The sequence below is a fragment of the Pseudomonas sp. PDNC002 genome, assembly GCF_016919445.1.
Taxonomy (GTDB): Bacteria; Pseudomonadota; Gammaproteobacteria; order Pseudomonadales; family Pseudomonadaceae; genus Pseudomonas.
Genome location: NZ_CP070356.1, coordinates 2,578,350 through 2,603,462, shown reverse-complemented (window position 1 = coordinate 2,603,462; position 25,113 = coordinate 2,578,350). Strand labels below are relative to the sequence as shown.

At 64.4% G+C, this 25,113-nt stretch carries 27 protein-coding genes; 11 read left to right on the top strand and 16 right to left on the bottom strand.

Features of this window, described 5'->3' with window-relative positions; genetic code table 11:
- The first annotated feature begins 334 nt into the window (after positions 1 to 334).
- The 6 genes from JVX91_RS12010 to cmoB all read left to right on the top strand — a co-directional run bounded on the left by JVX91_RS12010 (position 335) and on the right by cmoB (position 4,739).
- On the top strand, positions 335 to 730 hold the full coding sequence (locus JVX91_RS12010) for a protease inhibitor I42 family protein (RefSeq protein ID WP_205339426.1): 396 nt from the start codon (positions 335 to 337) through the stop codon (positions 728 to 730).
- Positions 731 to 838: 108 nt separating this feature from the next.
- Positions 839 to 1,513 (top strand): lysoplasmalogenase, encoded by a 675-nt coding sequence (locus JVX91_RS12005; protein WP_205339425.1) that lies wholly within the window; start codon positions 839 to 841, stop codon positions 1,511 to 1,513.
- A gap of 1 nt (position 1,514) precedes the next feature.
- Positions 1,515 to 2,261: a transporter substrate-binding domain-containing protein gene (locus tag JVX91_RS12000; protein WP_205339424.1), complete on the top strand. Its 747-nt coding sequence runs from the start codon at positions 1,515 to 1,517 to the stop codon at positions 2,259 to 2,261.
- An 86-nt stretch (positions 2,262 to 2,347) separates the two neighbouring features.
- Positions 2,348 to 2,920 carry a hypothetical protein gene (locus JVX91_RS11995; protein WP_205339423.1) on the top strand — a complete coding sequence of 191 codons (573 nt, stop codon included), beginning with the start codon at positions 2,348 to 2,350 and terminating at the stop codon, positions 2,918 to 2,920.
- Positions 2,921 to 3,033: 113 nt separating this feature from the next.
- On the top strand, positions 3,034 to 3,774 hold the full coding sequence (gene cmoA, locus JVX91_RS11990) for a carboxy-S-adenosyl-L-methionine synthase CmoA (RefSeq protein WP_205339422.1): 741 nt from the start codon (positions 3,034 to 3,036) through the stop codon (positions 3,772 to 3,774).
- The gene (gene cmoB, locus JVX91_RS11985; RefSeq protein WP_205339421.1) at positions 3,771 to 4,739 is read left to right on the top strand and encodes a tRNA 5-methoxyuridine(34)/uridine 5-oxyacetic acid(34) synthase CmoB; all 969 of its coding nucleotides are present in this window, start codon (positions 3,771 to 3,773) and stop codon (positions 4,737 to 4,739) included. The genes cmoA and cmoB overlap by 4 nt, the downstream gene beginning before the upstream one ends.
- A gap of 115 nt (positions 4,740 to 4,854) precedes the next feature.
- On the opposite strand, the gene pdxJ is transcribed toward cmoB, so the two are convergent.
- The 12 genes from pdxJ to rpoE all read right to left on the bottom strand — a co-directional run bounded on the left by pdxJ (position 4,855) and on the right by rpoE (position 15,418).
- Positions 4,855 to 5,598 carry a pyridoxine 5'-phosphate synthase gene (pdxJ, locus tag JVX91_RS11980; RefSeq protein WP_017517398.1) on the bottom strand — a complete coding sequence of 248 codons (744 nt, stop codon included), beginning with the start codon at positions 5,596 to 5,598 and terminating at the stop codon, positions 4,855 to 4,857.
- On the bottom strand, positions 5,591 to 6,295 hold the full coding sequence (gene recO / locus JVX91_RS11975) for a DNA repair protein RecO (protein WP_205339420.1): 705 nt from the start codon (positions 6,293 to 6,295) through the stop codon (positions 5,591 to 5,593). Before recO ends, pdxJ begins: the two co-directional genes overlap by 8 nt.
- 86 nt (positions 6,296 to 6,381) lie before the next feature.
- Positions 6,382 to 7,323, bottom strand: coding sequence for a GTPase Era (era, locus tag JVX91_RS11970; protein WP_205339419.1), 942 nt, complete (start codon positions 7,321 to 7,323; stop codon positions 6,382 to 6,384).
- A complete protein-coding gene (gene rnc / locus JVX91_RS11965) occupies positions 7,316 to 8,005 on the bottom strand; it encodes a ribonuclease III (RefSeq protein ID WP_205339418.1) in 690 nt (229 codons plus the stop codon). The genes era and rnc overlap by 8 nt, the downstream gene beginning before the upstream one ends.
- Positions 8,002 to 8,379 (bottom strand): DUF4845 domain-containing protein, encoded by a 378-nt coding sequence (locus JVX91_RS11960; RefSeq protein ID WP_205339417.1) that lies wholly within the window; start codon positions 8,377 to 8,379, stop codon positions 8,002 to 8,004. Before JVX91_RS11960 ends, rnc begins: the two co-directional genes overlap by 4 nt.
- Before the next feature lie 145 nt (positions 8,380 to 8,524).
- The gene (lepB, locus tag JVX91_RS11955) at positions 8,525 to 9,379 is read right to left on the bottom strand and encodes a signal peptidase I (protein ID WP_205339416.1); all 855 of its coding nucleotides are present in this window, start codon (positions 9,377 to 9,379) and stop codon (positions 8,525 to 8,527) included.
- A gap of 5 nt (positions 9,380 to 9,384) precedes the next feature.
- On the bottom strand, positions 9,385 to 11,184 hold the full coding sequence (gene lepA / locus JVX91_RS11950; protein ID WP_205339415.1) for a translation elongation factor 4: 1,800 nt from the start codon (positions 11,182 to 11,184) through the stop codon (positions 9,385 to 9,387).
- A gap of 148 nt (positions 11,185 to 11,332) precedes the next feature.
- Positions 11,333 to 12,763, bottom strand: coding sequence for a DegQ family serine endoprotease (locus JVX91_RS11945; RefSeq protein ID WP_205339414.1), 1,431 nt, complete (start codon positions 12,761 to 12,763; stop codon positions 11,333 to 11,335).
- A gap of 36 nt (positions 12,764 to 12,799) precedes the next feature.
- On the bottom strand, positions 12,800 to 13,255 hold the full coding sequence (locus JVX91_RS11940; RefSeq protein ID WP_205339413.1) for a SoxR reducing system RseC family protein: 456 nt from the start codon (positions 13,253 to 13,255) through the stop codon (positions 12,800 to 12,802).
- A complete protein-coding gene (locus tag JVX91_RS11935; protein WP_205339412.1) occupies positions 13,252 to 14,196 on the bottom strand; it encodes a MucB/RseB C-terminal domain-containing protein in 945 nt (314 codons plus the stop codon). Before JVX91_RS11935 ends, JVX91_RS11940 begins: the two co-directional genes overlap by 4 nt.
- A gap of 21 nt (positions 14,197 to 14,217) precedes the next feature.
- Entirely contained in the window at positions 14,218 to 14,802 is a 585-nt protein-coding gene (locus JVX91_RS11930) for an RseA family anti-sigma factor (protein WP_205339411.1), read from the bottom strand.
- Positions 14,803 to 14,833: 31 nt separating this feature from the next.
- Positions 14,834 to 15,418: an RNA polymerase sigma factor RpoE gene (rpoE, locus tag JVX91_RS11925; RefSeq protein WP_205339410.1), complete on the bottom strand. Its 585-nt coding sequence runs from the start codon at positions 15,416 to 15,418 to the stop codon at positions 14,834 to 14,836.
- A 462-nt stretch (positions 15,419 to 15,880) separates the two neighbouring features.
- Between rpoE and nadB the strand changes: the two genes are divergently transcribed.
- The gene (nadB, locus tag JVX91_RS11920; RefSeq protein WP_205339409.1) at positions 15,881 to 17,497 is read left to right on the top strand and encodes an L-aspartate oxidase; all 1,617 of its coding nucleotides are present in this window, start codon (positions 15,881 to 15,883) and stop codon (positions 17,495 to 17,497) included.
- Here nadB and JVX91_RS11915 read toward each other — a convergent pair.
- Positions 17,466 to 17,918 (bottom strand): protein YgfX, encoded by a 453-nt coding sequence (locus tag JVX91_RS11915; protein ID WP_205339408.1) that lies wholly within the window; start codon positions 17,916 to 17,918, stop codon positions 17,466 to 17,468. The genes nadB and JVX91_RS11915 overlap by 32 nt on opposite strands.
- Positions 17,902 to 18,156: a succinate dehydrogenase assembly factor 2 gene (locus tag JVX91_RS11910; protein WP_205339407.1), complete on the bottom strand. Its 255-nt coding sequence runs from the start codon at positions 18,154 to 18,156 to the stop codon at positions 17,902 to 17,904. Before JVX91_RS11910 ends, JVX91_RS11915 begins: the two co-directional genes overlap by 17 nt.
- 171 nt (positions 18,157 to 18,327) lie before the next feature.
- Between JVX91_RS11910 and JVX91_RS11905 the strand changes: the two genes are divergently transcribed.
- Positions 18,328 to 19,269, top strand: a complete 942-nt coding sequence (locus JVX91_RS11905; protein ID WP_205339406.1) for a folate-binding protein YgfZ — start codon at positions 18,328 to 18,330, stop codon at positions 19,267 to 19,269.
- Between the two features lie 46 nt (positions 19,270 to 19,315).
- Entirely contained in the window at positions 19,316 to 20,152 is an 837-nt protein-coding gene (locus tag JVX91_RS11900; RefSeq protein WP_205339405.1) for an HDOD domain-containing protein, read from the top strand.
- Positions 20,153 to 20,441: 289 nt separating this feature from the next.
- Here the strand turns inward: JVX91_RS11900 and JVX91_RS11895 are convergent, their stop codons facing one another.
- A complete protein-coding gene (locus JVX91_RS11895; protein ID WP_205339404.1) occupies positions 20,442 to 21,848 on the bottom strand; it encodes a sensor histidine kinase in 1,407 nt (468 codons plus the stop codon).
- A complete protein-coding gene (locus JVX91_RS11890; RefSeq protein ID WP_205339403.1) occupies positions 21,841 to 22,512 on the bottom strand; it encodes a response regulator in 672 nt (223 codons plus the stop codon). Before JVX91_RS11890 ends, JVX91_RS11895 begins: the two co-directional genes overlap by 8 nt.
- A 305-nt stretch (positions 22,513 to 22,817) precedes the next feature.
- Between JVX91_RS11890 and JVX91_RS11885 the strand changes: the two genes are divergently transcribed.
- Both JVX91_RS11885 and JVX91_RS11880 read left to right on the top strand, forming a co-directional pair.
- Positions 22,818 to 24,101: an OprD family porin gene (locus JVX91_RS11885; RefSeq protein ID WP_240201770.1), complete on the top strand. Its 1,284-nt coding sequence runs from the start codon at positions 22,818 to 22,820 to the stop codon at positions 24,099 to 24,101.
- 30 nt (positions 24,102 to 24,131) lie between these two features.
- Positions 24,132 to 25,109: a tripartite tricarboxylate transporter substrate binding protein gene (locus JVX91_RS11880; protein WP_205339401.1), complete on the top strand. Its 978-nt coding sequence runs from the start codon at positions 24,132 to 24,134 to the stop codon at positions 25,107 to 25,109.
- The last annotated feature ends 4 nt before the right edge of the window (positions 25,110 to 25,113 follow it).

The following is a 25,113-nucleotide window of genomic DNA, read 5'->3' as shown; positions in this document are numbered from 1 at the left end:
CAGGAGGCCTCGTTGAAGCGGAGTTTCAGGGGTTGAGCGACATGGATGTCGCGAGAGCCACGATGGGCCAGGGATGGCCCGTCGTGGCGTGCCCCTGAAACTTCGCTTCAACGAGGGTATTTTTCGCCCCAAGCGAAAAACCGGATGGAGGGGCAAGACCTTTTGGTTCCTTTTGGGGCGTTTGCCAAAAGGGACTCGCCCGAGGGGGCGAAACACAATCTTGCAGCGCACACCGAGGCGACGCTGAAACACATCCCCACAAGGCGAACACAGTCCGCTTGAAACCCCGATTGCGTTATCCTGCGGCCAAACCTGTCCCCTCCCAGGAGCCGTCATGCCGTCGTACCGCTCATTGCTGCCCCTCTCCCTGGCCCTGCTCGCCGGCTGTGCCGGGCAGACCAAACCTGTGGTCACCCTGGAAGACGCCAGCGACTGCAAGCCCCTGAAGCTGCACGAAGGCCAGGAACTGGTGCTGATCCTGCCGAGCAACCCCACCACCGGCTTCCGCTGGGAAATGCGCAACGCCGCCAACGGCCTGCTGCGCGCCCTCGGCCCGGAGGTCTATAGCAACCCCGAAGACGCAGGCCTGGTCGGCAGCGCCGGCGAGTCCACCTGGCGCTTCCGCGTGAGTGGCGCAGGCGAGGACAAGCTGGAACTGGCCTACCGCCGGCCCTGGGAAGCGGAAGTCGCTCCCGCACAGACCTTCGTCTGCCCCATCGCAGTGAAGTGACTGCCGCGCGGACCGGCGCCATAAGCCGCTCGCGCTGACGCCTTCGGCCTGTGGGCCAGGCGCCGCGCTGCGGCACAGTGAGCGCTCGTTTCCACGGGAGGGAACCCCATGCGCTGGGCGCTCTTGGCACTGATCGGCGGTGCCGCTTACCTGCTTGCCATCACCTTCGACCTGCCCGCCTTGCGCATGCTGTGCAAGCCGTTGCCAGTCCTCGCCTTGCTGCTCTGGGTGCTCACCACGCCCGCCGACGGCTACCGCCGCTGGGTCGCCATCGGCCTGGTGCTGTCGATGCTGGGGGACATTCTCCTGGAATGGCCGATTAACGCCTTCGTGCCGGGCCTCGCGGCGTTCCTGCTTGCCCATCTCGCCTACCTGGTCGCGTATCTGGGCGATACTCGCCGCGTCGCGCCAGCGGGCCTGCTGTTCGCCGGCGTCATCGGCGGCAGCCTGTTCGCCTTGCTCCACAGCCGGGGCCTCGGTCCGTTACTGCTGCCCATCGCGCTGTACAGCCTGACGATCAGCGCCATGCTCTGGCGCGCCATCGCCCGGCTGGGCGTGCCCTCGATCACCAATGCCAGTCGCGTACTCGCGGCACTGGGCGCACTGCTGTTCGTCAGCTCCGACGCGATGATCGGCGTGAACCGATTCGTCGCCGCCTTCGACGGATCCTCCTACGCGATCATGCTCACCTACTGGCTCGGCCAGTTCGGCATCGCCGCCTCGGTGACGAGTCGTCATATCGATCTGCCATACTCTTCGGGACAACCAAACTCCCGAGCCTGACATGCTGCGACTCGCTTCACCGGCCCTGCTCCTCTGTTCGGCGCTGGCCAGCGCCGAACCCCTGCGCCTGGCCGGCGACGACTGGTGTCCCTACCTCTGCCCGGACGATCCGCAAAAGCCCGGATTCCTCCTCGAAGCCCTCGCCCAGGTATTGCCGCAGAAGCCCCTGTTCGAACCGCTGCCCTGGCCGCGCGCCCTGCAGATGGCCCGTGAAGGCCTGGTGGATGGCGTGATCGGCGCCTACAGCGAAGAGTCCAATGAGCTGCTGATCGGCCGCGAACCCATCGGCTGGGTGACCATGCGTTTCTACGTCCGCGCCGACAATCCCTGGACCTGGAACGGCCCCGCCTCGCTGAACAGCCAATCCATCGGACTTGCCCAGGGCTATTCCTATGGCACGGAACTGGACAGCTGGCGCGACGGGCACCTGGCGAACCACGAGCAGGTGCAGATCCTCAGCGGCGAGAAGGTGCTGGAGCGGAACATCCAGAAACTGCTGCTGGGGCGTATCACGGTACTGCTTGAGGACAGCCAGATCGTCGAGCACTATCTGCACCGCGAAGGCTTGTCCGGGCGTATTCAAGCAGCCGGCGAACTGGCCGATAAACGTCCCATGTACGTCGCGCTGAACCCTCGCCTGGATGGCGTGCAGGAGCGTCTCGCCGACCTCGACGAAGGCCTGCGCGAACTGCGTCGCAACGACCAATGGCGACCGCTGATGCAGGGATACGGCATCGCTGTCGATTAGCCCCGCAACAGTACAAGAAAAGTCCTGCAGAGCCTTCTGCCATCGGCTATAGATCAATCATAAGAGACTGCGAAAAGGGGAGCTCCATGCGTGCAGTAGTTCGCTCGATGTTGTTGCTGGGAGCCTGCCTGACGCTCTCGGCCTGTGGCAGCTTGTTGCCCAGCGAACGCGCGGAAGTGCAGTCACCATTCCTGGACTACCAGGATGCACAGAGCCGTTACAACCAGGTCGATCCCGGCAGAACCACCAAGTCCCAGCTTTACGCGCTGGGCTTCGATCCGCTGTCACAGGGCAACGCGAAGATGCTCTCGTTCATCGACGTCCGCCTGCTCTTCGTCCAGCCCAACATCCCCATCGATTACCTGCCTGACGGCCTGGTGACCTGCCTGCAGGCCAAGGACCGCTGCGTCGGCTACGCCTTCGATTTCAGCAAGACCGACAGCCAGCGCGTCGGCAGTTTCTGGGCCGACATCTTCAACTTCCGCAAGCGCCGCGAGGTGCAGGGCTGGTCGTTCCGCCCAGTGTTCGTGCTGATCGACGACGTCGTGGTGCACAAGACCAGCAACGGCGAGCCAAACATCCGCCGCATGGAAGACAAGAAAAATCCGCTCGGCCCACTGCAAGGCGCTGGCGAGTACTTCTCCGACCAGCTCAAGTGACCCTTATCGGCTGAAGCTTGGGCGCACTGGGCGCCTCGGCTACAATGCGCGCCCCGGCACACCGGGCGCGCCGCGCCTGGCTGCCTGTTCAGCGTAACGAGGCCCCATCCAGCGTGAGCGAATCCGACCGCATCTTCGCCCAGCCGCAAGCCCAGGTTCCCGACTTCACCTTCAACGAGGACGTGGTGCGCGTCTTCCCGGACATGATCAAGCGATCGGTCCCGGGCTACCCCACCATCGTCGAGAACATCGGTGTGCTCGGCGCGCGCTTCGCCGCCCCGAACAGCGTGCTCTATGACCTCGGCTGCTCGCTGGGCGCCGTGACCCAGGCGCTTCGCCGCCATGTGAAGACCGAAGGCTGCCGCGTGATCGGTGTGGACAATTCCGCGCCGATGATCGAGCGCTGCGGCGAATACCTGCGCGCCCAGGATGCCATGCACCAGGAACTGCTGCCGGTCGAGCTGATCGAGGCGGACATCCTGAACCTGGAGCTCAAGCCCTGCTCGCTGATCGCCCTGAACTTCACCCTGCAATTCATCGCCCCCGAACAACGCCTGGAACTGCTCACCCGCCTGCATGACAGCCTGCTGCCGGGCGGCGCACTGATCCTTTCGGAAAAACTGCGCTTCGCCGATGAGCAGGAGCACGAACTACTCACCGACCTGCACATCGACTTCAAGCGCGCCAATGGCTACAGCGAACTGGAAATCGCCCAGAAGCGCACCGCCATCGAGAACGTCATGCGCCCCGACACCCTGGACACCCATCGCGAGCGCCTGCTGGCCGCCGGTTTCTCCAAGGTCGTGCCCTGGTTCCAATGCCTCAACTTCGCTTCCCTGATTGCCCTGCCATGATCGAACGCTTCGACCTCGACCGCCTCAGCCTTGAACTGGCCGGCACGCCACTGGACTCCTGGGCCGCCTCGCTGCCCGCGCAACTGGCCGCCAAGGTCGACGACGGCCATGGCGACCTCGAACGCTGGCTGGCGGCGGTGGATCGCCTGCCCGAACTGCAAGCCGCCGCCATCGAGCTGCGTGAGCGCTTCAACCTGGAAGGCGCGTGCGACGAAGCCACTCGCGACCAGCTCAAGCTGGCGCTGCAAGGGCTGATCCCCTGGCGCAAGGGGCCGTTCCACCTGTTCGGCGTGCACATCGACACCGAATGGCGCTCGGACTGGAAATGGCAGCGTGTCTCGCCGCACCTCGACCTGGCCGGCAAGCGCGTGCTGGATGTCGGCTGCGGCAACGGTTACTACCAATGGCGCATGCTCGGCGCAGGCGCGCGCAGCGTGGTGGGTGTCGACCCGAACTGGCTGTTCTTCTGCCAGTTCCTCGCCATGAAGCGGTACCTGCCGGACCTGCCGGCGTGGCATCTGCCCTTCGCCCTGGAAGACCTGCCCGAGAAGCTGGAAGGCTTCGACACCGTGTTCTCCATGGGCGTGCTCTACCACCGACGCTCACCCATCGACCACCTGCTCGCGCTCAAGGACTGCCTGCGCAAGGGGGGCGAACTGGTGCTGGAGACCCTGGTGGTGGAAGGCGACGTGAACACAGTGCTGGTGCCCGAGGACCGCTACGCGCAGATGCGCAACGTCTGGTTCCTGCCGTCGGTGCCGGCGCTGGAGCTGTGGCTGCGCCGCGCGGGCTTTACCGATGTGCACAGCGTAGACATCAGCCGCACCTCGGTGGAAGAGCAGCGTGCGACGGAGTGGATGCGCTATCAGTCGCTGCCGGACTTCCTCGACCCGGACGACCACAGCCGCACCATCGAGGGCCTGCCGGCGCCGCTGCGCGCCACGCTTGTGGCGCGCAAGCCCTGAGCGCTGCCGAGGTCGAATCAGAACGTAGGGCGCATAACGCCCGAGGCGTTATCCGCCGTGATGGCGGATAACCCGTTCCGGGTTATCCGCCCTACGGTTTCTAAGCAGATGGCGATCAGCGGTTAGCCGCCGCCACGATCAGCGCCTTCATCTCCGCCACCGCCTGCTTGAAGCCCACGAACAGCGCATGGGCGACGATGGCGTGGCCGATATTCAGCTCGTTGATCCCGGCAATCGCCGCCACCGGCTCGGCATTGTGGTAATGCAACCCGTGGCCGGCATTGACGATCAGTCCGTGGGACAGGCCGAACTCCACGCCATCACGGATACGCGCCAGTTCATGGGCGGCTTCGGCGGGGTTGTGCGCGTCGGCATAGCGACCAGTGTGCAGCTCGACAGCCGGCGCGCCGATACGCGCGGAGGCTTCGATCTGACGCTGGTCCGGATCGATGAACAACGACACCTCGCAACCGGCGGCGGCCAGGCGCTGCACCGCCTCGCGGATGCGCGCTTCCTGGCCGGCGACGTCCAGGCCGCCTTCGGTGGTCAGCTCCTGGCGGGTTTCTGGCACCAGGCAGACGTGAGCCGGACGGATGATCTCGGCGAACTTCATCATCTCCTCGGTGACGCCCATCTCGAAGTTCATGCGGGTCTGCAGCACTTCGGCCAGCACGCGCACATCGCGATCCTGGATGTGCCGGCGATCTTCGCGCAGGTGCACGGTAATACCGTCGGCGCCGGCTTCCTCGGCATCCAGGGCAGCTTTTACCGGATCGGGATAACGGGTGCCGCGGGCCTGGCGCAGGGTGGCGACGTGGTCGATGTTCACGCCGAGCAGGATACGGTTGGCTTCAGTCACGGGAGTTGTCCTTGCGATTCATGAAGAGCTCGCGGCTGACCAGCGGTCGGCCGCCAAGATGGGGCGCCAGGGCCTGGCGCATCAGGCGCTTGGCCGCTGCCAGGGCGCCGGGGGCGCTCCAGTCGGCTTCGGCCATGGCCAGCAGGTCGGCGCCGTGGAACAGGCCCGGCTGCAGGCTGCCGACCGGCTCCAGGCCCGAGTCCGGCAACAGGCGATAGAGACCGTCCGGCGCAATGCCCTGGCCGACGATATCGGTGTCCAGGGAAAAACCATAGCCCAGGTCGTCCAGCAGCCGCCATTCGAAGGAGCGCAGCAAAGGCTCAAGCGGGCTGCCGGCGGCCAGCAGCGGCAGCGTCGCGCGGTAGTGCTCGAACAGCGCGGGGTGCGGGTCTTCGGCGGGCAGCAGGCGGACCATCAGTTCGTTCAGGTACAGGCCGCTGAACAGCGCCTCGCCACTGAGCAGATTGGGAATGCCATTGGCTTCCAGGCGAACGACGTTCTTCAGGTCGCTGCGTCCGCGGAACTCGGCTTCCAACGGGACGAACGGCCGTGCCAGCGCGCCAGCCTTGCCCCGCGCGCCACGCAGCACGGCGCGCAAGCGGCCCTGCGGGGTGAAGAAATCCACCAGCGCGCTGGTTTCCTTGTAGGCCCGGCTGTGCAGGACGAAGGCGGCTTGGGCGGGAGAAGCGAGGCTCATGGCGCTGCGCCTGGATCAGAAATGGGGATCGGAACGCACTGCAGCGTCCGGGAGCGCCCCGCGAACGGCTCGCGGGGCATTATGCGTCAGAGGTCGCCGTAACCCAGCGAACGCAGCGCGCGCTCGTCGTCGGACCAGCCACCCTTCACTTTCACCCAGAGGTTGAGCATGACCTTGGAGTCGAACAGCACTTCCATGTCCTTGCGGGCATTCTGGCCGATGCTTTTGATGCGCTCGCCCTTCTCGCCGATGATGATCTTCTTCTGGCCGTCGCGTTCCACGAGGATCAGCGCGTGGATGTGCAGGATCGGACCGTCCTGCTTGAACTCTTCGATCTCCACGGTGACCTGGTACGGCAGCTCCGCGCCCAGCTGGCGCATGATCTTCTCGCGCACCAGTTCGGCGGCAAGGAAGCGGCTGCTGCGGTCGGTGATCTGGTCTTCCGGGAAGAAGTGCTCGCTCTCCGGCAGACGCTCGGCCACCAGGCCTTCCAGTACGTCGAGGTTCTGTCCGTGCTGCGCGGAGATCGGCACGACCTCGGCGTTGGGCAGCTGTTCGGCCAGCCACTGCAGGTGCGGCAGCAGGTCGCCCTTGTCTTCCATGCGGTCGACCTTGTTCACCGCCAGCAGAACCGGGCAGCTCACGTACTTGACCTTGTCGTAGACCATCTGGTCTTCGTCGGTCCAGCGGTTGCGGTCGACGACGAAGATCACCACGTCGACGTCCTTCAGCGCGGCGCTGGCCGAACGGTTCATGTAGCGGTTGAGCGCCTTGTCGTTGTCCTTGTGCAGGCCGGGGGTATCGACATACACCGCCTGCACATCACCCTCGGTCTTGATGCCCAGCAGGGTGTGACGGGTGGTCTGAGGCTTGCGCGAGGTGATCGCCAGCTTCTGCCCGAGGATATGGTTGAGCAAGGTCGACTTGCCGACGTTGGGGCGGCCGACGATCGCGACATAGCCGCAACGAACGACTCCTGCTTCATCGTGCTCGGATTGATCGTGCTGGTCTTGCTCGTGCTCACTCATGGCCATTCTCCACGCCCAGGGCTGCCAGAGCGGCGGCGGCGGCCACCTGCTCGGCGATGCGGCGGCTGCCGCCGTGACCATGGGTCTTGTCATTCAGCAGGGCAACCTCGCACTCGACGAAGAAAGTGCGGCAATGCGGCTCGCCCTGGATATCCACCACATCGTAGCGCGGCAGGTCGCACCCGCGGGACTGCAGGAATTCCTGCAGGCGGGTCTTGGGGTCCTTGTTGGTATCCACCGGGGTCAGCTCGCGCAGTTGCGGGCCGAGCCAGGCCATGATCCGCTCGCGGGCGGAGTCCATGCCGGTATCCAGATAGATGGCGCCGATCAGCGCCTCCATGGCGTCGGCCAGGATCGACTCGCGGCGATAACCGCCGCTCTTCAGCTCGCCCGAACCCAGTCGCAGGTAATCCCCGATTTCGAAACCGCGGGCCAGCAGGGCCAGGGTTTCGCCTTTCACCAGTCGCGCACGCAGACGTGACAGCTGGCCTTCGCGGGCCTGGGGAAAATGGGTGAACAGGGCTTCGCCGATGACGAAGTTGAGGATGGCATCCCCCAGGAACTCCAGGCGCTCGTTATTGCGCCCGGCGAAACTGCGATGGGTCAGCGCCAGGACCATCAGGTCCTGGTCGCGGAAGGTATAGCCAAGCTTGCGCTCGAGTCGATCCAGACTGTTACTCACGGCATTCGTACACGGAATTCTTTGTCAAAGTGGACCACCAGGTCGACGTTCTGGACCAGTGGCTCGCGTTTTTCGTACTTCAGGTGGGCGCGGAACTCGTTGTTCTCGAGTTGTACGTCCAGTGCATCTTCCAGCTTGAGGTCGCGGATATTGTTGATGATCAGCGCCTTGTTCACGTAAGCGTAGAACTCGGGAACGGTACGCACTTCGGCGGCCTTGTCGGTTTCCACCGAGGTGATGGCCTTCTCGATCGAGTAGTAATCGAGGTAGTGCGGAATGATCTTGAACGCGGTGCTGGCGAGGAACGCCACAACGGCGAGCACAACCAGCCAGCCCAACAACGACATCCCCTTCTGCGAACGTGCGTACGTCATATCGACCTCATGTCGGTATCGTTCTTATTTGCCCGCCAACCTCGGCGGTTCCAAGTGCAAGCGGGGCTGCACCACTCCCCGCGTGCAGCCCCGCCCGGATTTCTAGCACCGTTCTCGGCCCTGGAGCTTCGAACGTCTCACAAGTTTAGTGAATCACGCCGACTCGCGAGAAATTCGGCAGGTTGCGCATTTTCGGATCCGGCCAGCTCATCCAGACCGCGAACGCCTTACCGACGATGTTGTGGTCCGGAACCATGCCCAGCAGGTCTTTCGGGATCTTCGGGTCGTTCCAGTAGCGGCTGTCGTTGGAGTTGTCGCGGTTGTCGCCCATCATGAAGTAATGGTCGGCAGGCACTTTCCACTGCTTGCCCGGCTCGATGCGGAAGCGGGTCATTTCCTTGCGGATCATGTGCTCCACGGCGCCCAGCTTTTCCTGGTACAGGGTCACGCTGCCCAGGGTGCCCGGCTCTTCGCCCACCAGGCTCTCGGCCACCAGCTGGTCGTTGATGTACAGGCGCTTGTCGCTGGTGTAGCGAATGCTGTCGCCCGGTACGCCGACGACGCGCTTGATGTAGTTGATGTTCGGATCGCTCGGGTAGCGGAACACCATGACATCACCGCGTTGCGGATCGCCCACCGGGATCACCTTGGTGTCCAGCACCGGCAGGCGGATGCCGTAGGCGAACTTGTTCACCAGGATGAAATCGCCCACTTCCAGGGTCGGCTTCATCGAGCCGGACGGAATCTGGAAGGGCTCGACGAGGAACGAGCGCAGCACCAGCACGATGAACAGCACCGGGAAGAACGACTTGCCGTACTCGACCAGCACCGGTTCCTTGTTCAGTTTTTCCAGCACTTCCGGATCAGGCTCGCCGACCGTGCCTTCATAGGCGGAAATGGCCGCCCGGCGGCGCGGCGCGAACAGCACCAGGTCCACCAGGGCGAGAACGCCGCATACCGCAACGGCAATCACCAGCAACAGCGGGAAATTCAGGGTCATAGGGTTCAACTGTCCACTTTGAGCACAGCGAGGAAGGCTTCCTGCGGGATCTCCACGCTACCGACCTGCTTCATCCTTTTCTTACCGGCCTTCTGCTTCTCGAGCAGCTTGCGCTTACGGCTCACATCACCACCATAGCACTTGGCCAGCACGTTCTTCCTGAGCGCCTTGACCGTCGAGCGGGCGATGATCTGCCCACCGATGGCCGCCTGAATCGCGACGTCGAACATCTGCCGCGGGATCAGTTCCTTCATCTTCTCCACCAGCTGGCGACCCTTGTACGGGGCGTTGTCGCGGTGGACGATCAGAGCGAGGGCATCCACCTTCTCGCCGTTGATCAGTACGTCGAGACGGACCAGGTTGGCCGGTTCGAAACGATCGAAGCTGTAATCGAGGGAAGCGTAGCCACGGCTGGTCGACTTCAGTCGGTCGAAGAAGTCCAGCACCACTTCGTTCATCGGCAGGTCATAGATCACCTGGACCTGGCCGCTGAGGAAGTGCATGTCGCGCTGTACGCCGCGCTTCTCGATGCACAAGGTAATGACGTTGCCCAGGTGCTCCTGAGGCACAAGAATGGTTGCGCGACAGATCGGCTCACGCATTTCGTCGATGGACGAAAGGTCGGGCAGCTTGGACGGGTTGTCGACATAGAGGATGTCGCCGTTCTTCTGCACGATCTCGAAGATCACGGTCGGCGCGGTGGTGATCAGGTCCAGGTCGTATTCGCGCTCCAGGCGCTCCTGGATGATCTCCATGTGCAGCATGCCGAGGAAGCCGATGCGGAAGCCAAAGCCCAGGGCCTCGGAGCTTTCCGGCTCGTATTGCAGCGCGGCATCGTTCAGGGTCAGCTTCTGCAGGGCTTCGCGGAAGTCCTCGAAGTCATCGGAGCTGACCGGGAACAGGCCGGCGTAGACCTGCGGCTTGATGCGCTTGAAGCCCGGCAGCACGTCCACGTCGGGCGTGTTGTTCAGGGTCAGCGTATCGCCGACCGGAGCACCGAGAATCTCCTTGATGCCGGCAATGATGAAGCCTACTTCGCCAGCCTTGAGATCAGGGGTCTCGGTGTGTTTCGGAGTGAAGACGCCGACGCTGTCCACCTGGTGGACCTTGCCGGTGGACTTCACCAGAATCTTGTCGCCTTTCTTGACCCGACCATGCTTGACGCGCACCAGGGAAACCACGCCCAGGTAGTTGTCGAACCAGGAGTCGATGATCAGGGCTTGCAGCGGCGCATCGATATTGCCTTCCGGAGCCGGAATGGTGGCAACCAGTCGCTCCAGCACTTCATCGACGCCCATACCACTTTTCGCCGAGCAGGCGACGGCGTCGGTGGCGTCGATGCCGATGATGCTTTCGATCTCGTCCTTCACGCGGTCCGGATCGGCCTGCGGCAGGTCCATCTTGTTCAGCACGGGCATGACTTCCAGGCCCTGCTCGATGGCGGTATAGCAGTTGGCGACCGACTGCGCCTCCACGCCCTGGCCGGCGTCTACCACCAGCAGCGCGCCCTCGCAGGCGGCCAGCGAGCGACTGACTTCATAGGTGAAGTCGACGTGGCCGGGGGTATCGATGAAGTTCAGCTGGTAGGTCTTGCCGTCCTTCGCCTTGTAGTGAAGGGTGACGCTGTGCGCCTTGATGGTGATGCCGCGCTCACGCTCCAGGTCCATGGAGTCCAGCACCTGGGCCTCCATCTCGCGGTCGGACAGGCCGCCGCACATCTGGATGAAGCGGTCTGCCAGCGTCGACTTGCCATGGTCGATGTGGGCGATGATGGAGAAATTGCGGATATGACTAAGGTCACTCACGGCTGAACACACTCGGAAGGCTGAAGGCGGCGGTCCGCCGAAAAATAGCCGGGGAGTTTACCTGAATACAGCCAGGGGCGTCACGCCGCGCCGGACGGTCAGGCATGAAAAAGGGCGGTCGAAACCGCCCTTTTTCAGTGCACCAACCTTACTCGGTCAGTTTGAATGTGATGAAGCTCGCACGTCCCTGGCGCAGCACGCGCATGGAGATCGAGCGATCCTTCGGCAGCTCCTTGGCAATTTCGGTGAAGGTCTTGGAGGAATCCACCGCGCGGTTGTTCAGGTGCGTGATGACGTCACCCGGACGCAGGCCGATCATGGCCGCCGGACCGCCCTGTACTTCCTTGATCACCACACCGCCCTTGATATCCATGGACTTGCGCTGCTCGCTGGTCAGCTCCGCCACGGTCACACCCAGGCGGTTGCTGCTGCGCTCGGCGCCCTTGCCTTCGACGGCGGCGACTTCCTCATCGTCGTCCGGCAGGCTGCCAATGGACATGTTCAGGGTCTTGCGACTGCCATCGCGGATGACTTCCAGGGACGCCTTGTCACCCGGCTTCATATTCCCCACCAGGTGCGGCAAATCGGCGGACTCGTTGATGGTCTGGCCATTCAGGCTCAGGATCACATCACCCACCTGCAGGCCGCCCTTGGCAGCCGGACCATCTTCAACCAACTGCGCAACCAGGGCGCCGGACGGCTTGTCGAGGCCGAACGACTCGGCCAGGTCCTTGTTAACTTCCTGAATCACCACACCCAGCCAGCCGCGGCTGACTTTGCCTTCTTTTTTCAGCTGATCGGCGACGTTCAGCGCCACATCGATCGGAATCGCGAAGGACAGCCCCATGAAACCGCCGGAGCGCGTGAATATCTGCGAGTTGATACCCACCACTTCGCCCTGCAGGTTCAGCAGCGGACCACCGGAGTTGCCCGGGTTGATCGCCACGTCAGTCTGGATGAACGGTACGTAATTCTCGTTCGGCAGGCTACGCCCCTTGGCGCTGACGATACCGGCGGTCACCGAATGGTCGAAACCGAACGGCGAACCGATGGCCAGCACCCACTCACCCACCTTCAGCTTGTCGGAATCGCCCAGCTTCAGGGTCGGCAGGCCTTTCGCCTCGATCTTCAGCACAGCCACATCGCTGCGCGGGTCTGCCCCAACCAGCTTGGCCTTGTGCTCGCTGCGGTCGGACAGACGGACCAGAATCTCGTCAGCGTCGGCCACCACATGGTTGTTGGTAAGGATGTAGCCATCATCGGAAATGATGAAGCCCGAGCCCAGGGACTGAGCCTCGCGCTGCTGGCCACGGGGAGCCTGCCCCTGACCGCCCTGGCCACGGGGAATGCTGCGCTCGAAGAACTCGCGCAGGCCCGGCGGCAGGCCGTCGAGGTCCGGAATGCCCATCTGGGCATTCGAGCGATCAGGAAGCTTCTGGGTGGTACTGATGTTGACCACCGCCGGCGAGGCTTTCTCGACCAGCGGGGTGAAGTCCGGTAATTCAGCCCGCGCAGTGACCGACAGGCTCAAGGCCAGCAGGGCGAACAGCGCAGCCATGCTGCGTTTCAGGGTTTGCATTGACTACAGCTCCCGTGATGTTGATTGGGAAGATCACTAAACAGGGCCGGGCGGCCCGCCGACCAGCGCACGCAGCACAACCGGTTGCATCGCCGGATCATCCATATAGCGCCGCGCGAAGCGACGCACGAGTAGCCAGGCCAGCAGGAATCCCGCCATTCCGGCCACAATGATGAAAGGTTCTCCCAGGCCGATCCGCGCCGCCAGCAAGGCCAGTGCGAACAACCCAAGCAAAGGGGATAGATAGAAAAACAGAGCGCTTTTCAGCAGAAGGTCTTCGTCCACTCCCAGCACGACTTCGTCGCCGGGAGCCAGCTTCAGCGAAGACAGGGCGCGCACATGGCCGCGGCCCTTGGCAACGCCCAGTCGCCCCAGGATGCCCTGGCCGCAACCGGCGTTTGCAGAACAAGCTGAGCAGGTGGAGCGGCGCAGCGTTTCGACCTGGACAGAACCAGACTCGACCGCTACCACCCTCCCCTGCTCTTCGATCACTGTGGCTGGGCTCCTGATGGCCGCATGGACAATGCCACGCGCTCGGCCGTGCCACTGGGTATCTCACCCACCACCGTCACCATGGTGCCGCCATCTTCGCTGGCGAGTCGCCTCGATACCACGGTGGTCGGGCCCAGCTGGGTCCGCGCATCGTCAACCTTCGCGCCGTGCAGCGGCTCGAGGAAGACCGAGAAGCGCGCCAAGCCGTCACCATAGGCGAGGCAGACAACCTGGTCATTGGAGACAGCGCTGCGCTGCTGCATCGTACTGTTCAAGGTGAACCCCGGAGGCACCCACTCCGAATGCCAGGCAGTCTTGACGGCAGCGGTCTTCAGCTCCTTCACCGGCTGACAGGCCGAACTGGGCTGCAACTCGCCGTCCTCGGGCGCCGATAGATCGATCCGGGTGAACTGCAGCCGCTCGATGATTTGCCCTTTGTCGTTAAGCAAGAGCGACTTCAGCGGCAAGCCGGTTTCCTTGTCCAGGTGCAATTCGAAGCCATAGCGATGCTGGTCTCGCGGAATGACGGCCAACACCACCGCGGGACGGTCGGCGATACGCGACTCCCCAGCGATCCGGACGTCATACCAGGAAGCCAGTTCGGCGGGATTGAGCTTGCGCGCCGGCCACAGTTCGCCGCTCGCCATCTGCCCAGCCATGCCACCGCCGACGCAGCGGGTGGCACCATCGACCCGCACCACTTCCTGGCGCGGCCCGTCGACCTGGACCAGATGCTCGCGCACGGAACCGTCGCTCTCCACACGATGCCAGACATCGTGAGTGGAGAAAGCTCCGCTGCGTTCGTAGATGAAGGTACCCTGGAAATTCTGCTGCCGATCAGCCTCGGAGAGGCGTTTGATCCAGTCCAACGCATCGGCGGCCTGGACTGGCAATGCCAGCAGACCGCCGAGGAAGAACAACAGTGCTGTCGTAGCGCGCATGTCGCTCCTTAAGGTCGCAAATCAGCGGCTTTCCAGGCTCGCGGCGCGTGCATAAGGCAGGGCGCTATCGGTGCCGCTGACAGCGGACTGCTGCGCATGCTGACGCAGGTAACCCGGAAGACGCTGCTCATGCCAGGTGGTCTGCCCACCTTGGGCATTGGTGATCACCTGCGGCGCCTCGTCCTGAGTGTAGCCTGCCAGCACCGCCGGACCCTGCACTTGCGGCAGCGCGATCTGCGGAGTGGCGCCTTGCTGGGCAAGACCGTTGGCCACACTGTCATCCTGATGATACAGGCGCACACCGGCCAGCACGGCCAGGGTCACCGAAGCGGCGACCGCCAGGCGACCGACGTTGCGCCACGGATTGCGGCTACGCGGTGCCGGTGCGACCTCATCGGCCAGTGCGGCAGACACGGCGGCGGCGATGTCCAGCTTGGGCATTGCCGGCTCGCGGTGCATCACTGCACGGGCCAGTTGGTAACGGGACCAGGTGGCCCGCAATTCGGCGTCCTCGCCGCAGGCTGCAAGCACACGCCGCAGCTCCAGCTCATCCGCTTCGTTATCCATAACAGCGGACAGCGACTCCTGCAGGGCTTCACGACTCATAGCGGTACCTCTCTTGGCTTCTGCCGCTGTATCAGACTTCTTCATGCAACAAAGGCTGCAAAGCTTTGTCGATCGCTTCCCGCGCACGGAAGATCCGTGAGCGGACGGTTCCCACCGGACACTGCATCACGGTGGCGATATCTTCGTAACTCAGCCCTTCGAACTCGCGCAGGGTCAATGCCGTGCGCAGATCATCGGGCAGTTGCTGGATGGTTCGATGGACGGTTTCCTCGATCTCATCCCGCAGCATTGCTCTTTCCGGCGACTCGATGTCCTTGAGGGCGTGATCGCCATCGAAGAACTCCGCGTCCTCTGCCGTAACATCGCTGTCTGGCGGTCGCCGACCCCGCGCAACCAGATGGTTTTTCGCGGTGTTGATGGCGATTCGGTACAGCCAGGTATAAAAGGCACTGTCACCGCGGAAGTTGCCCAAGGCGCGATAGGCCTTGATGAACGCTTCCTGAGCGACATCCTGGGCTTCCTGCGCGTCATGCACGAAACGCACGATCAGTCCCAGAATCTTGTGCTGGTACTTCAGCACCAGCAGATCGAATGCCCGTTTATCTCCGCGCTGTACGCGCTCGACCAGTTGCTGATCCTCTTCCTGGGTTAGCATGAATGCTCCTCTACGAACCTGGAGGAGCTTCGAGCACCCTGGTGAATCGTCCTGCCAAGATAGACTCGGGCCTTTTGCAAAAGTTCTCCCCTCCAAGCATGCGCCGCACAGTTTTTTTACTTTCGCGGCAACCGGACCCCGACATGCGTCCGAAGCCCGTTGAATTCAACTGTACCGGGCGAAACACCCGCGCCCCTTCCGCGCAATGTCAATCTGCGCGAAAAGTAGATTAGGTATTCCGCGTTCGAACCGGAACGCCTGAAAAAGTTCCGGCTATTTGCTGCGATCCTTCACCGTCTTCCACGACACCCATACCGCCCTGGCGAGCCGGCTTGAGCGAGATAAACCACTTCCCGCCCTGCGGCTGCCGCCCCGCCGGAAACGATCCCGGTGTCATCGGTTCGCCAGTATTGTGCCGCGCCCCCCTTCTATATACTAGGGCGCCATTTTGTGGAGCCGGGTATGAGTCAGCATTTCCAGCACGATGTCCTTGTGATTGGCAGCGGGGCCGCCGGCCTGACGCTGGCCCTGACGCTGCCCGCCCACCTCAGAATCGCCGTGCTGAGCAAGGGCGAACTGTCCCAGGGCTCCACTTTCTGGGCCCAGGGCGGGGTTGCCGCCGTGCTGGACGACACCGATACCGTCGAGTCCCACGTCGAGGACACCCTGGTTGCCGGTGCCGGTCTGTGCCGCGAAGACGCGGTGAAGTTCACCGTGGAACATAGTCGCGAAGCCATCGAATGGCTGATCGAACAGGGCGTCCCCTTCACCCGCGACCACGAGCCGGGCCGCGAAGACGGCAGCTTCGAGTTCCACCTGACGCGCGAAGGCGGCCATAGCCATCGCCGCATCATCCACGCCGCGGACGCCACTGGCGCAGCCATCTTCAATACCTTGCTGGAGCAGGCCCGCCTGCGGCCGAACATCGAGTTGCTGTCGCAACGAGTCGCCGTAGACCTGATCACCGAGCGAAAACTGGGGATGAACGGCCAACGCTGCCTGGGCGCCTACGTGCTCGACCGCACGACCGGCGAGGTGGACACCTTCAGCGCCCGCTTCACCGTGCTCGCCTCCGGCGGCGCCAGCAAGGTCTACCTCTATACCAGCAACCCGGATGGCAACTCAGGCGACGGCATCGCCATGGCCTGGCGCGCCGGCTGCCGGGTCGGCAACCTGGAATTCAATCAGTTCCACCCGACCTGCCTGTACCATCCGCAGGCCAAGAGCTTCCTGATCACCGAGGCGCTGCGCGGCGAAGGCGCCCTGCTGCGCCTGCCCAATGGCGAGCGCTTCATGCAGCGCTTCCATACCCTGGCCGAGCTGGCCCCACGCGACGTGGTGGCCCGCGCCATCGACCACGAGATGAAGCGCCTGGGCATCGACTACGTCTACCTGGACATCAGCCACAAGCCGGCCGAGTTCATCCGCGAGCATTTCCCCACGGTCTATGAGCGCTGCCTGGACTTCGGCATCGACATCACCTGCGAGCCCATCCCGGTGGTGCCGGCGGCGCACTACACCTGTGGCGGCGTGATGATTGACGAAAACGGCCGCACCGATGTGCCGAACCTCTACGCCATCGGCGAGACCACCTTCACCGGCCTGCATGGCGCCAACCGCATGGCCAGCAACTCGCTGCTGGAATGCTTCGTCTACGCCCGTTCCGCCGCCGCCGACATCCTCGCCGAGCTGCCCAAGGCGCAGACGCTCGCGGCCCTGCCCAGCTGGGACGCCAGCCAGGTGACCGACTCCGACGAGGACGTGATCATCGCGCACAACTGGGACGAGCTGCGGCGCTTCATGTGGGACTACGTGGGCATCGTGCGCACCAACAAGCGCCTGGCGCGCGCCCAGCACCGGGTGCGCCTGCTACTGGACGAGATCGACGAGTTCTACTCGAACTACAAGGTCAGCCGCGACCTGATCGAGCTGCGCAACCTGGCGCAGGTGGCCGAGCTGATCATTCTGTCCGCCATGCAGCGCCGCGAGAGCCGCGGCCTGCACTACACGCTGGACTATCCGGACCTGCTGCCCGAGGCCCGCGACACTATCCTGGCACCGTCCACCTACTGCGGCTGAAACGCAGTCGCACGCGCAAGCGCCGGTGCAACTCCGGCGCCATGGCATCGGCAGGGATGCAGACGCTGCGCGCCAGCCAATCGCCCGGGCGGCGAAAGCGCAGCACGATCAGCGACGGCAGCGCGAGGCTGTCCGGCAGCAACCGCACCGCCTGGAAGCCTTCCCGCTCGCTCCACAGCTGCCAACCCTCGGCGTTGTGGCGCAGCGCACGCACGGAGGACGGCCCGCGCAATAGAATCTGGCGCGGCACGACGAGGCATGCGTGCAACAGGCAGAGGCTCAGGCCCAGCGTTGTCCAGTGGAGCGGAACATCGGCGAGCAGCAGGGCCAGGATGGCAACGGACTGTGCGGCGAGATAGGCCGCCAGCAAACCGATGGACGGTCGCCAGCGGCACTCGAAGGGGTCACTTCGGCTGGACACGGTCCAGGATCATGCGAACGATGATGCGCAGGTCGGCATCTTCCGGCTCGCCGCGCTGCATGAACCAGCCAAACATATCCTGGTCCTCGCACTCGAGCAGCTTGCGGAAGCGCGCCTTGTCATCGGCTTCGAGGCCTGGGTACACCTCCTGGACGAAAGGCACCAGCAGCACGTCCAGCTCCAGCATGCCGCGGCGGCTGTGCCAGAAAAGGCGTTTGAGTTCGATTTCGTCGGTCATCTGCGGGTTACCTCGAGTTACAGCGGGCGTATGCGTCTGGTCGCTCGCGCAGTCGACGGACGGCGCGAACCGAGCGGCATTATACGCATGCTGCGAAGGGCCCGGCACCCGCTGACAAGGCACGGTCCGAGCTCTATCATGAGGCCCCTAACTTTCTTCCAGCGAATCGTGATGACCGACTCTGCTTTCTTCACCGAACTCAATCACGAAGGGATTCTCGCCGTCCGTGGCGCGGACGCCGCCAAATTCCTCCAGGGCCAGCTGACCTGCAACCTCAATTACCTCAACGCCGACTACTCCAGCCTCGGCGGCCGCTGCACGCCCAAGGGGCGCATGACCTCCAGCTTCCGCATCCTCGCCGAGGGTGACGGCTACTTGCTGGCCATGGCGAGCGAGCTGCTGGAAAGCCAGCTGGCCGATCTGAAGAAATACGCGGTGTTCTCCAAGGTCACTCTGTCCGATGACAGCGCACAGTGGGCGCGCTTCGGCCTGAGCGGCGCGGATGCGCTGCTCGTCGATCTGGGTCTGTCGCTCGATGGCGCAGCCGACCAGGTGGCGCGTGCCGACGGCCTGATCGCCATCGGCCTGGGCCAGGGTCGTGTCGAACTCTGGGTGCCGGCCGAACGTGCCGCCGCCGTCGTCGACCTGTTGCAGGCCCGCCTGCCCCACGCCGAGCTCAATGACTGGCTGCTCGGCCAGGTGCGCGCCGGCATCGGCCAGGTCTTCGGCGCCACCCGCGAGCTGTTCATCCCGCAGATGATCAACCTGCAGGCCGTCGGTGGCGTGAGCTTCAAGAAGGGCTGCTACACCGGCCAGGAAATCGTCGCGCGCATGCAATACCTCGGCCGTCTGAAACGCCGCCTGCAACGCCTGGTGCTCGATGGCAACGACCTGCCTGAGCCCGGCCGCGAGCTGTTCTCGCCGGTGCACTCCAGCAGCGTTGGCGAAGTGGTACTGGCCGCCCGCGCGGGCGAAGGCGTGGAACTGCTGGCCGTGCTGCAGGACGACGCAGCCGCCGACGGCCAGGTGCGCCTCGGCGAGGCCGAGGGCACGCCGCTGCGCCTACTGGATCTGCCCTACGTTCTGGACAGCGATCGCGAAATCCAGCGCTGAATTCCGTGCCGGGTGGGGAGCCCGGCGTCCCTCTCAAGGAAATGCCATGAGCAAGCTTGCCGAAAAAGTACAACAGGAACTGCTGCGGGCCATCGATAACGACGAGCTGGTGCTGCCAACGCTGCCGGAAGTCGCCTTGCGCGTGCGCGAAGCGGCGGAAGACCCGGACATCAGCATCCAGGATCTGGCCAAGGTGATCGGCAACGACGCCGCGCTGACAGCGCGCATCATCAAGGTGGTGAACAGCCCGCTGCTGCGCACCAACAAGGAAATCAACGACCTGCAGATGGCGATCAGCCGCCTGGGGATCAACTACACCTGCAACCTGGCCACCGGCCTGGCGATGGAGCAGATGTTCCAGGCCACCTCCGACGTGGTCGACCGCAAGATGCGCGAGGTGTGGACCAAGAGCACCGAGATCGCCGGCATCTGCCATGCGCTGTGCCGCCACTACACGCGCCTGGCGCCGGACCAGGCGACCCTCGCAGGCCTCGTGCACCAGATCGGCGTGCTGCCGATCCTCACCTATGCCGAGGAACACAGTGAGTTGCTGGCCGACTCCATCAGCCTCAACCACGTGATCGAGCGCATCCACCCGATCATCGGCGACCGCATCCTCAAGGCCTGGGACTTCCCGGCGCCGATCGCCGCCGTGCCGGGCCAGCACCTGGACTTCAGCCGCGACTCGGCCAAGGTCGACTACGTGGACATCGTCCAGGTCGCCACCCTGCAGAGCTACCTGGGCAGCCAGCACCCCTACACCGAGCTGGACTGGGCGACCATCCCGGCCTTCTCCAAGCTGGGCCTGGATCCGAAAGCGGACTACAAGGAAGACGAAGACCTCTCCGCCGCCATGGAAGCGGCCATGAGCATGCTTCAGTAGTAACGGCGGACAATTAATTGCACCGCCGGTGATCGATCGCGGACGGAGTCCGCTCCTACGCATCGGGAAAATCCGTATCCAGGACATTCCCTCACTCCTCTCCCATAGGGAGAGGGGCCGTCTGTGCCGGCTGACGCAATGCTTTCCGCATGCACCGACCGGTCCCCTCTCCCGCCTGCGGGAGAGGGTCAGGGTAAGGGGCTTTTGCCCTCGCAGGAGCGGACTCCGTCCGCGATGTCCACGCCCAGCACCGAAACCCGCCCTGACCGGCGGGTTTCGCGCTTCTGGTTCAGGGGCTTTCCGTCGGGAAGGTTACCCGCACCCGCAAGCCGCCCAGACCGCCCTGTCCAAGCTCTATCTGGGCGCGGTGGGCGCTGCAGATCTCGCCAACGATGGCCAACCCCAGGCCGGTACCCTGCTGGCGGCGGCGGTAGAAGCGGCGGAAAACCTTGTCGCGCTCCTCCGGCGGGATGCCAGGCCCGTCGTCCTCGACTTCCAGCACGGCGGGCGCCAGCAGGCGGATGACCACGTTACCTTCCTTGGGAGCGTGGGCGATGGCGTTGTCCACCAGGTTGCTCAGCAGTTCGTTGAGCAGCATCGGGTCGCCCCGCACCCAGACGGACTCATCGGCCTCCAGCGCCAGCGCCACACCGCGCGAATAAGCCAGGGGGGCCAGCGCCATTCCGAGCTCACGGGCAAGCTGGCTCAGTTCGATGCGCTCCCCCGCCCCTTCAGCGATCGCGCGTGCGCCGCTTTCGACGCGTGCCAGCGACAGCAACTGGTTGGCCAGCCCGGTCACCCGGTCGGTGTTCTGCACCGCGTCGACCAACGTCGCGCGCCATAGCTGCGGGTCCTGCTCGCGCAGCCCCAGCTCCAGGCGCGCCTTGAGCGCCGCCAGCGGTGTACGCAATTCGTGGGACGCCTCGGCGATGAACTGCGACTGCCGCTCGAACAGCCCGCGCAGGCGCACGGTGAAATGGTTGAGCGCCGCCACCAGCGGGCGCAGCTCCTTCTGAACACGGACTTCCGGCAGCGGCCGCAGGTCATCCGGCTGGCGCTCCTCCACCGCCTGGCGCAGGCGGTCGAGGGGGCGCAGACCGGCACTCACCGCGTACCAGACCATCATCAGCGCGGCGACAGCGGACAGCGCGAGATTGAGCAGCGTATCGGCGAGCAGGCTGCGCGCGAGCCGCTCGCGGGCGCCCATGGTCTCCGCCACGCGAATTTCCGCCATACCGCTCACCGTCGGCTGGCTGACCGGCTGGAGCAGGCTGACAACCCGCACTCCCTGGCCCTTGTAGGTCGCGTCGTAGAACTTGGCCAGCGCCGGGTAATCATCGGTACGCGGTGTGGTCGGCAGCGGCGCGGGCAGGTTTTCGTAGCCGGACACCATGTTCCCCTGCGGATCGATCACCTGGTAAAAGATGCGCCCGGCGCTGTCGTACTCGAAGCTGTCCAGCGCCACGTAGGGCACATTGGCGCGCAGGGTACCGTCGCTGGCATAGAGGCCATCGGCGATATCCCGCGCCGAGGCCAGCAAGGTGCGGTCGTAGGCGATATCGGCGGCATTGCGGGCGCGCCAGTAGGTCGCCGCGCTACCGATCAGCAGCAGCACCAGCAGCAGTCCGCCGAGGCGCCAGAGCAGGCGCCCGCGCAGACTGCCCGCGCCAAGGAATCCCCAGCGGCGCTCAGGCATCCTTGGCCTCGAGCAGGTAGCCCAGGCCGCGGAAGGTGACGATGCGCACCGAGCTGCCCTCCAGTTTCTTGCGCAAGCGGTGCACATAGATCTCGATGGCGTCGGCACTGGCGTCCTGGTCCAGACCGAAGACCTGCGCCGCCAACTGCTCCTTGCTCATCACCCGGCCGGGCCGCGCGATCAGCGCTTCCAGCACGGCCTGTTCGCGAGAGGTCAGGGTCATCGCCTGCTCGGCCAGGGTGAAACGCCGCACGCCGAGGTCATAGACCAGCTCGCCGCAACGCTGCTGCTGTTCGCCACCGAGCACGCTGCGGCGCAGCAGGGCTTTCACCCGCGCTTCCAGCTCGCTCAGCTCGAAAGGTTTGGCCAGGTAATCGTCGGCGCCCAGGTTCAGGCCATGCACACGGTCACGCACTTCGCCACGGGCGGTGAGCATCAGCACCGGCAGGGTCTTGCCGCGCTCGCGCAGGCGCGCCAGCACCTGGAAACCGTCGAGGCGTGGCAGGCCGACATCGAGGATCGCCAGGGCGTAGTCCTCGCTCGCGAGGGCGAGGTCGGCGGCTACGCCGTCCTGCAGCAGATCCACGGTCCAGCCGGCCCCCTTGAGCGCCTGGAGCACGCTTTCGCCGAGTTGCGGATGGTCTTCAACCAGGAGGATTCGCACGCGTTCTACTCCTTTCGGGACGACAGATCGGGCGGGCAGTTTACCCATCCGCAGGCCGCTGTGAATGGGGGAAATTCGCTGAAATCACTGCGAAAGCGGATTGAAAGCCTGGCGAAAGCTTAGCCCGTTAGCATCGCCCCAGAGCCGTCCCCCAAACTCGTTTTACGTGCCTTCTGCCCAGGCACGACGAAGGGGGAACAGCGGACTCGCCGACGGCAAAGACCGTCAACAGAGCGAAAGGCGGCGTGGTGCCCTTTCGCGACAACAACAAGAATGGAGACCACAAAATGCCTACCGCCCAGCCTATGGCTGCACAGGCTTGTCGAAAGCCTTCGTCCAGTCGACTGACGCCCGCCCACGCCGGCGCCCTGATCGCTTTCGCCGGGGTCGCGCCACTGTGCGACGCCGCCGGATTCATCGAAGACAGCAGCGCCCGCCTCAGTACCCAGAACATCTATTTCAACCGCGACTTTCGTGACGGCACCGGCCAGTCCAAGCGCGAAGAATGGGCCCAGGGCTTCATCCTCGATTTCCAGTCCGGCTACACGCCCGGCACCATTGGCGTCGGCCTCGACGCCATGGGCATGCTCGGCCTCAAGCTCGACTCGGCGCCCGACCGCACCGGCACCGGCCTGTTGCCGACCCACAGCGACGGCCGCGCCGCCGACGAGTACAGCAAGCTGGGTCTGACCGCAAAATTCAAGGCCTCCGAGACCGAGCTGAAGATCGGCAACCTGATTCCCGACCTGCCCACCCTGCAGCCCAATGACAGCCGCCTGTTCCCGCAGACCTTCGAAGGCGGCCTGCTCAACTCCACCGACCTGCCGGGCCTCGACTTCACCGGCGGCCGCCTGGAGAAGGTCAAGGACCGCGACTCCACCGACTGGCAGGACCTGGCGCTGAACAACAAGAACCGCCGTTTCTCCGGCGGCAACGCCGAAGGCAAGCACTACGACCTGGCCGGCGGCGACTACAAGCTCACCGACAACCTCACCGGTCGCTACCACTACGCCGTGCTCGACGATGTCTATCGCCAGCACTTCGTCGGCCTGCTCGCCGCCTACCCGCTCGGCCCCGGCAAATTCACCGCCGACGTGCGCCTGGCAATCAGCGACGACCAGGGCGAGGCGCGCGGCGGCAAAATCGACAACCGCGCCTTCAACAGCATGTTCGGCTACACCCTGGGCGCCAACAAGTTCAGCTTCGGCTGGCAGCAGATGAACGGCGACAGCGCTTTCCCCTACATCGATGGCAGCAATCCCTACCTGGTGAACTTCGTCCAGGTCGGCGACTTCGCCGACGCCGACGAACGCTCCTGGCAGGTACGCCATGACTACGACTTCGCCGGCCTCGGGATTCCCGGCCTGACTCTGATGAACCGCTATATCAGCGGTGACAATGCCAAAATCAACGGCATGGACGGTCGGGGTCAGGAGTGGGAACGCAACACAGACATCAAGTACGTGATCCAGAGTGGCCCGCTGAAGGACGTGGCGGTGCGCGTGCGCAACGCCACCTACCGTTCGAACTTCGCGCGGGACGCCGACGAGACGCGTATCTACCTCAGTTACTCCCTGGCGATCTGGTAAACCAAAGAACAACAAGAGAGGAATTGCCCCATGCCCACTGTCCTGCGCAACCTGACCCTGGCCGGCGCCACGCTGCTGGCTGCCAGCCAACTGATGGCCGAGCCCTCGCGCCCGGAGTGCATCGCACCGGCCGCCCCCGGCGGCGGCTTCGACCTCACCTGCAAACTGGCGCAAAGCGCCCTGCTGGATGAGAAGCTGCTGTCCAAACCGATGCGCGTCACCTACATGCCCGGCGGCGTCGGCGCCGTCGCCTATAACGCCGTGGTCGCCCAGCGACCGGCCGATGGCAACACCATTACCGCCTTCTCCAGCGGTTCGCTGCTGAACCTGGCCCAGGGCAAGTTCGGTCGCTTCGACGAGAGCGCGGTGAAATGGCTGGCGGCAGTCGGCACCAGCTACGGCGCCATCGCCGTACCGGCGGATTCGCCCTACAAGAACCTCGGCGACCTGGTCGCCGCCCTGAAGGCCGATCCGGGCAAGGTGGTGATCGGCTCCGGCGGCACCGTCGGCAGCCAGGACTGGATGCAGACCGCCCTGATCGCCAAGGCCGCTGGCATCGATCCCAAGCAACTGCGCTATGTCGCCCTGGAAGGCGGCGGCGAGATCGCCACGGCGCTGCTGGGCGGGCACATCCAGGTCGGCAGCACCGATATCTCCGACTCCATGCCGCATATACGCGCCGGCAAGATGCGTCTGCTCGCGGTGTTCTCCGAAGAACGCCTGAAGGACGAAGGCATGACCGACATCCCCACCGCCAAGGAACAGGGCTTCGACATTGTCTGGCCGGTGGTGCGTGGCTTCTACGTCGGGCCGAAGGTCAGCGACGAGGACTATGCGTTCTGGAAGGCGTCCTTCGACAAGCTGCTGGCCTCCGAGGAGTTCGCCAAGCTGCGTGACCAGCGCGAGCTGTTCCCCTTCGCCATGACCGGCCCGGAACTGGACGCCTACGTGAAGCAGCAGGTCGCCCAGTACAAGCAGCTGGCCCGCGAGTTCGGCCTCATCCAGTAACGCC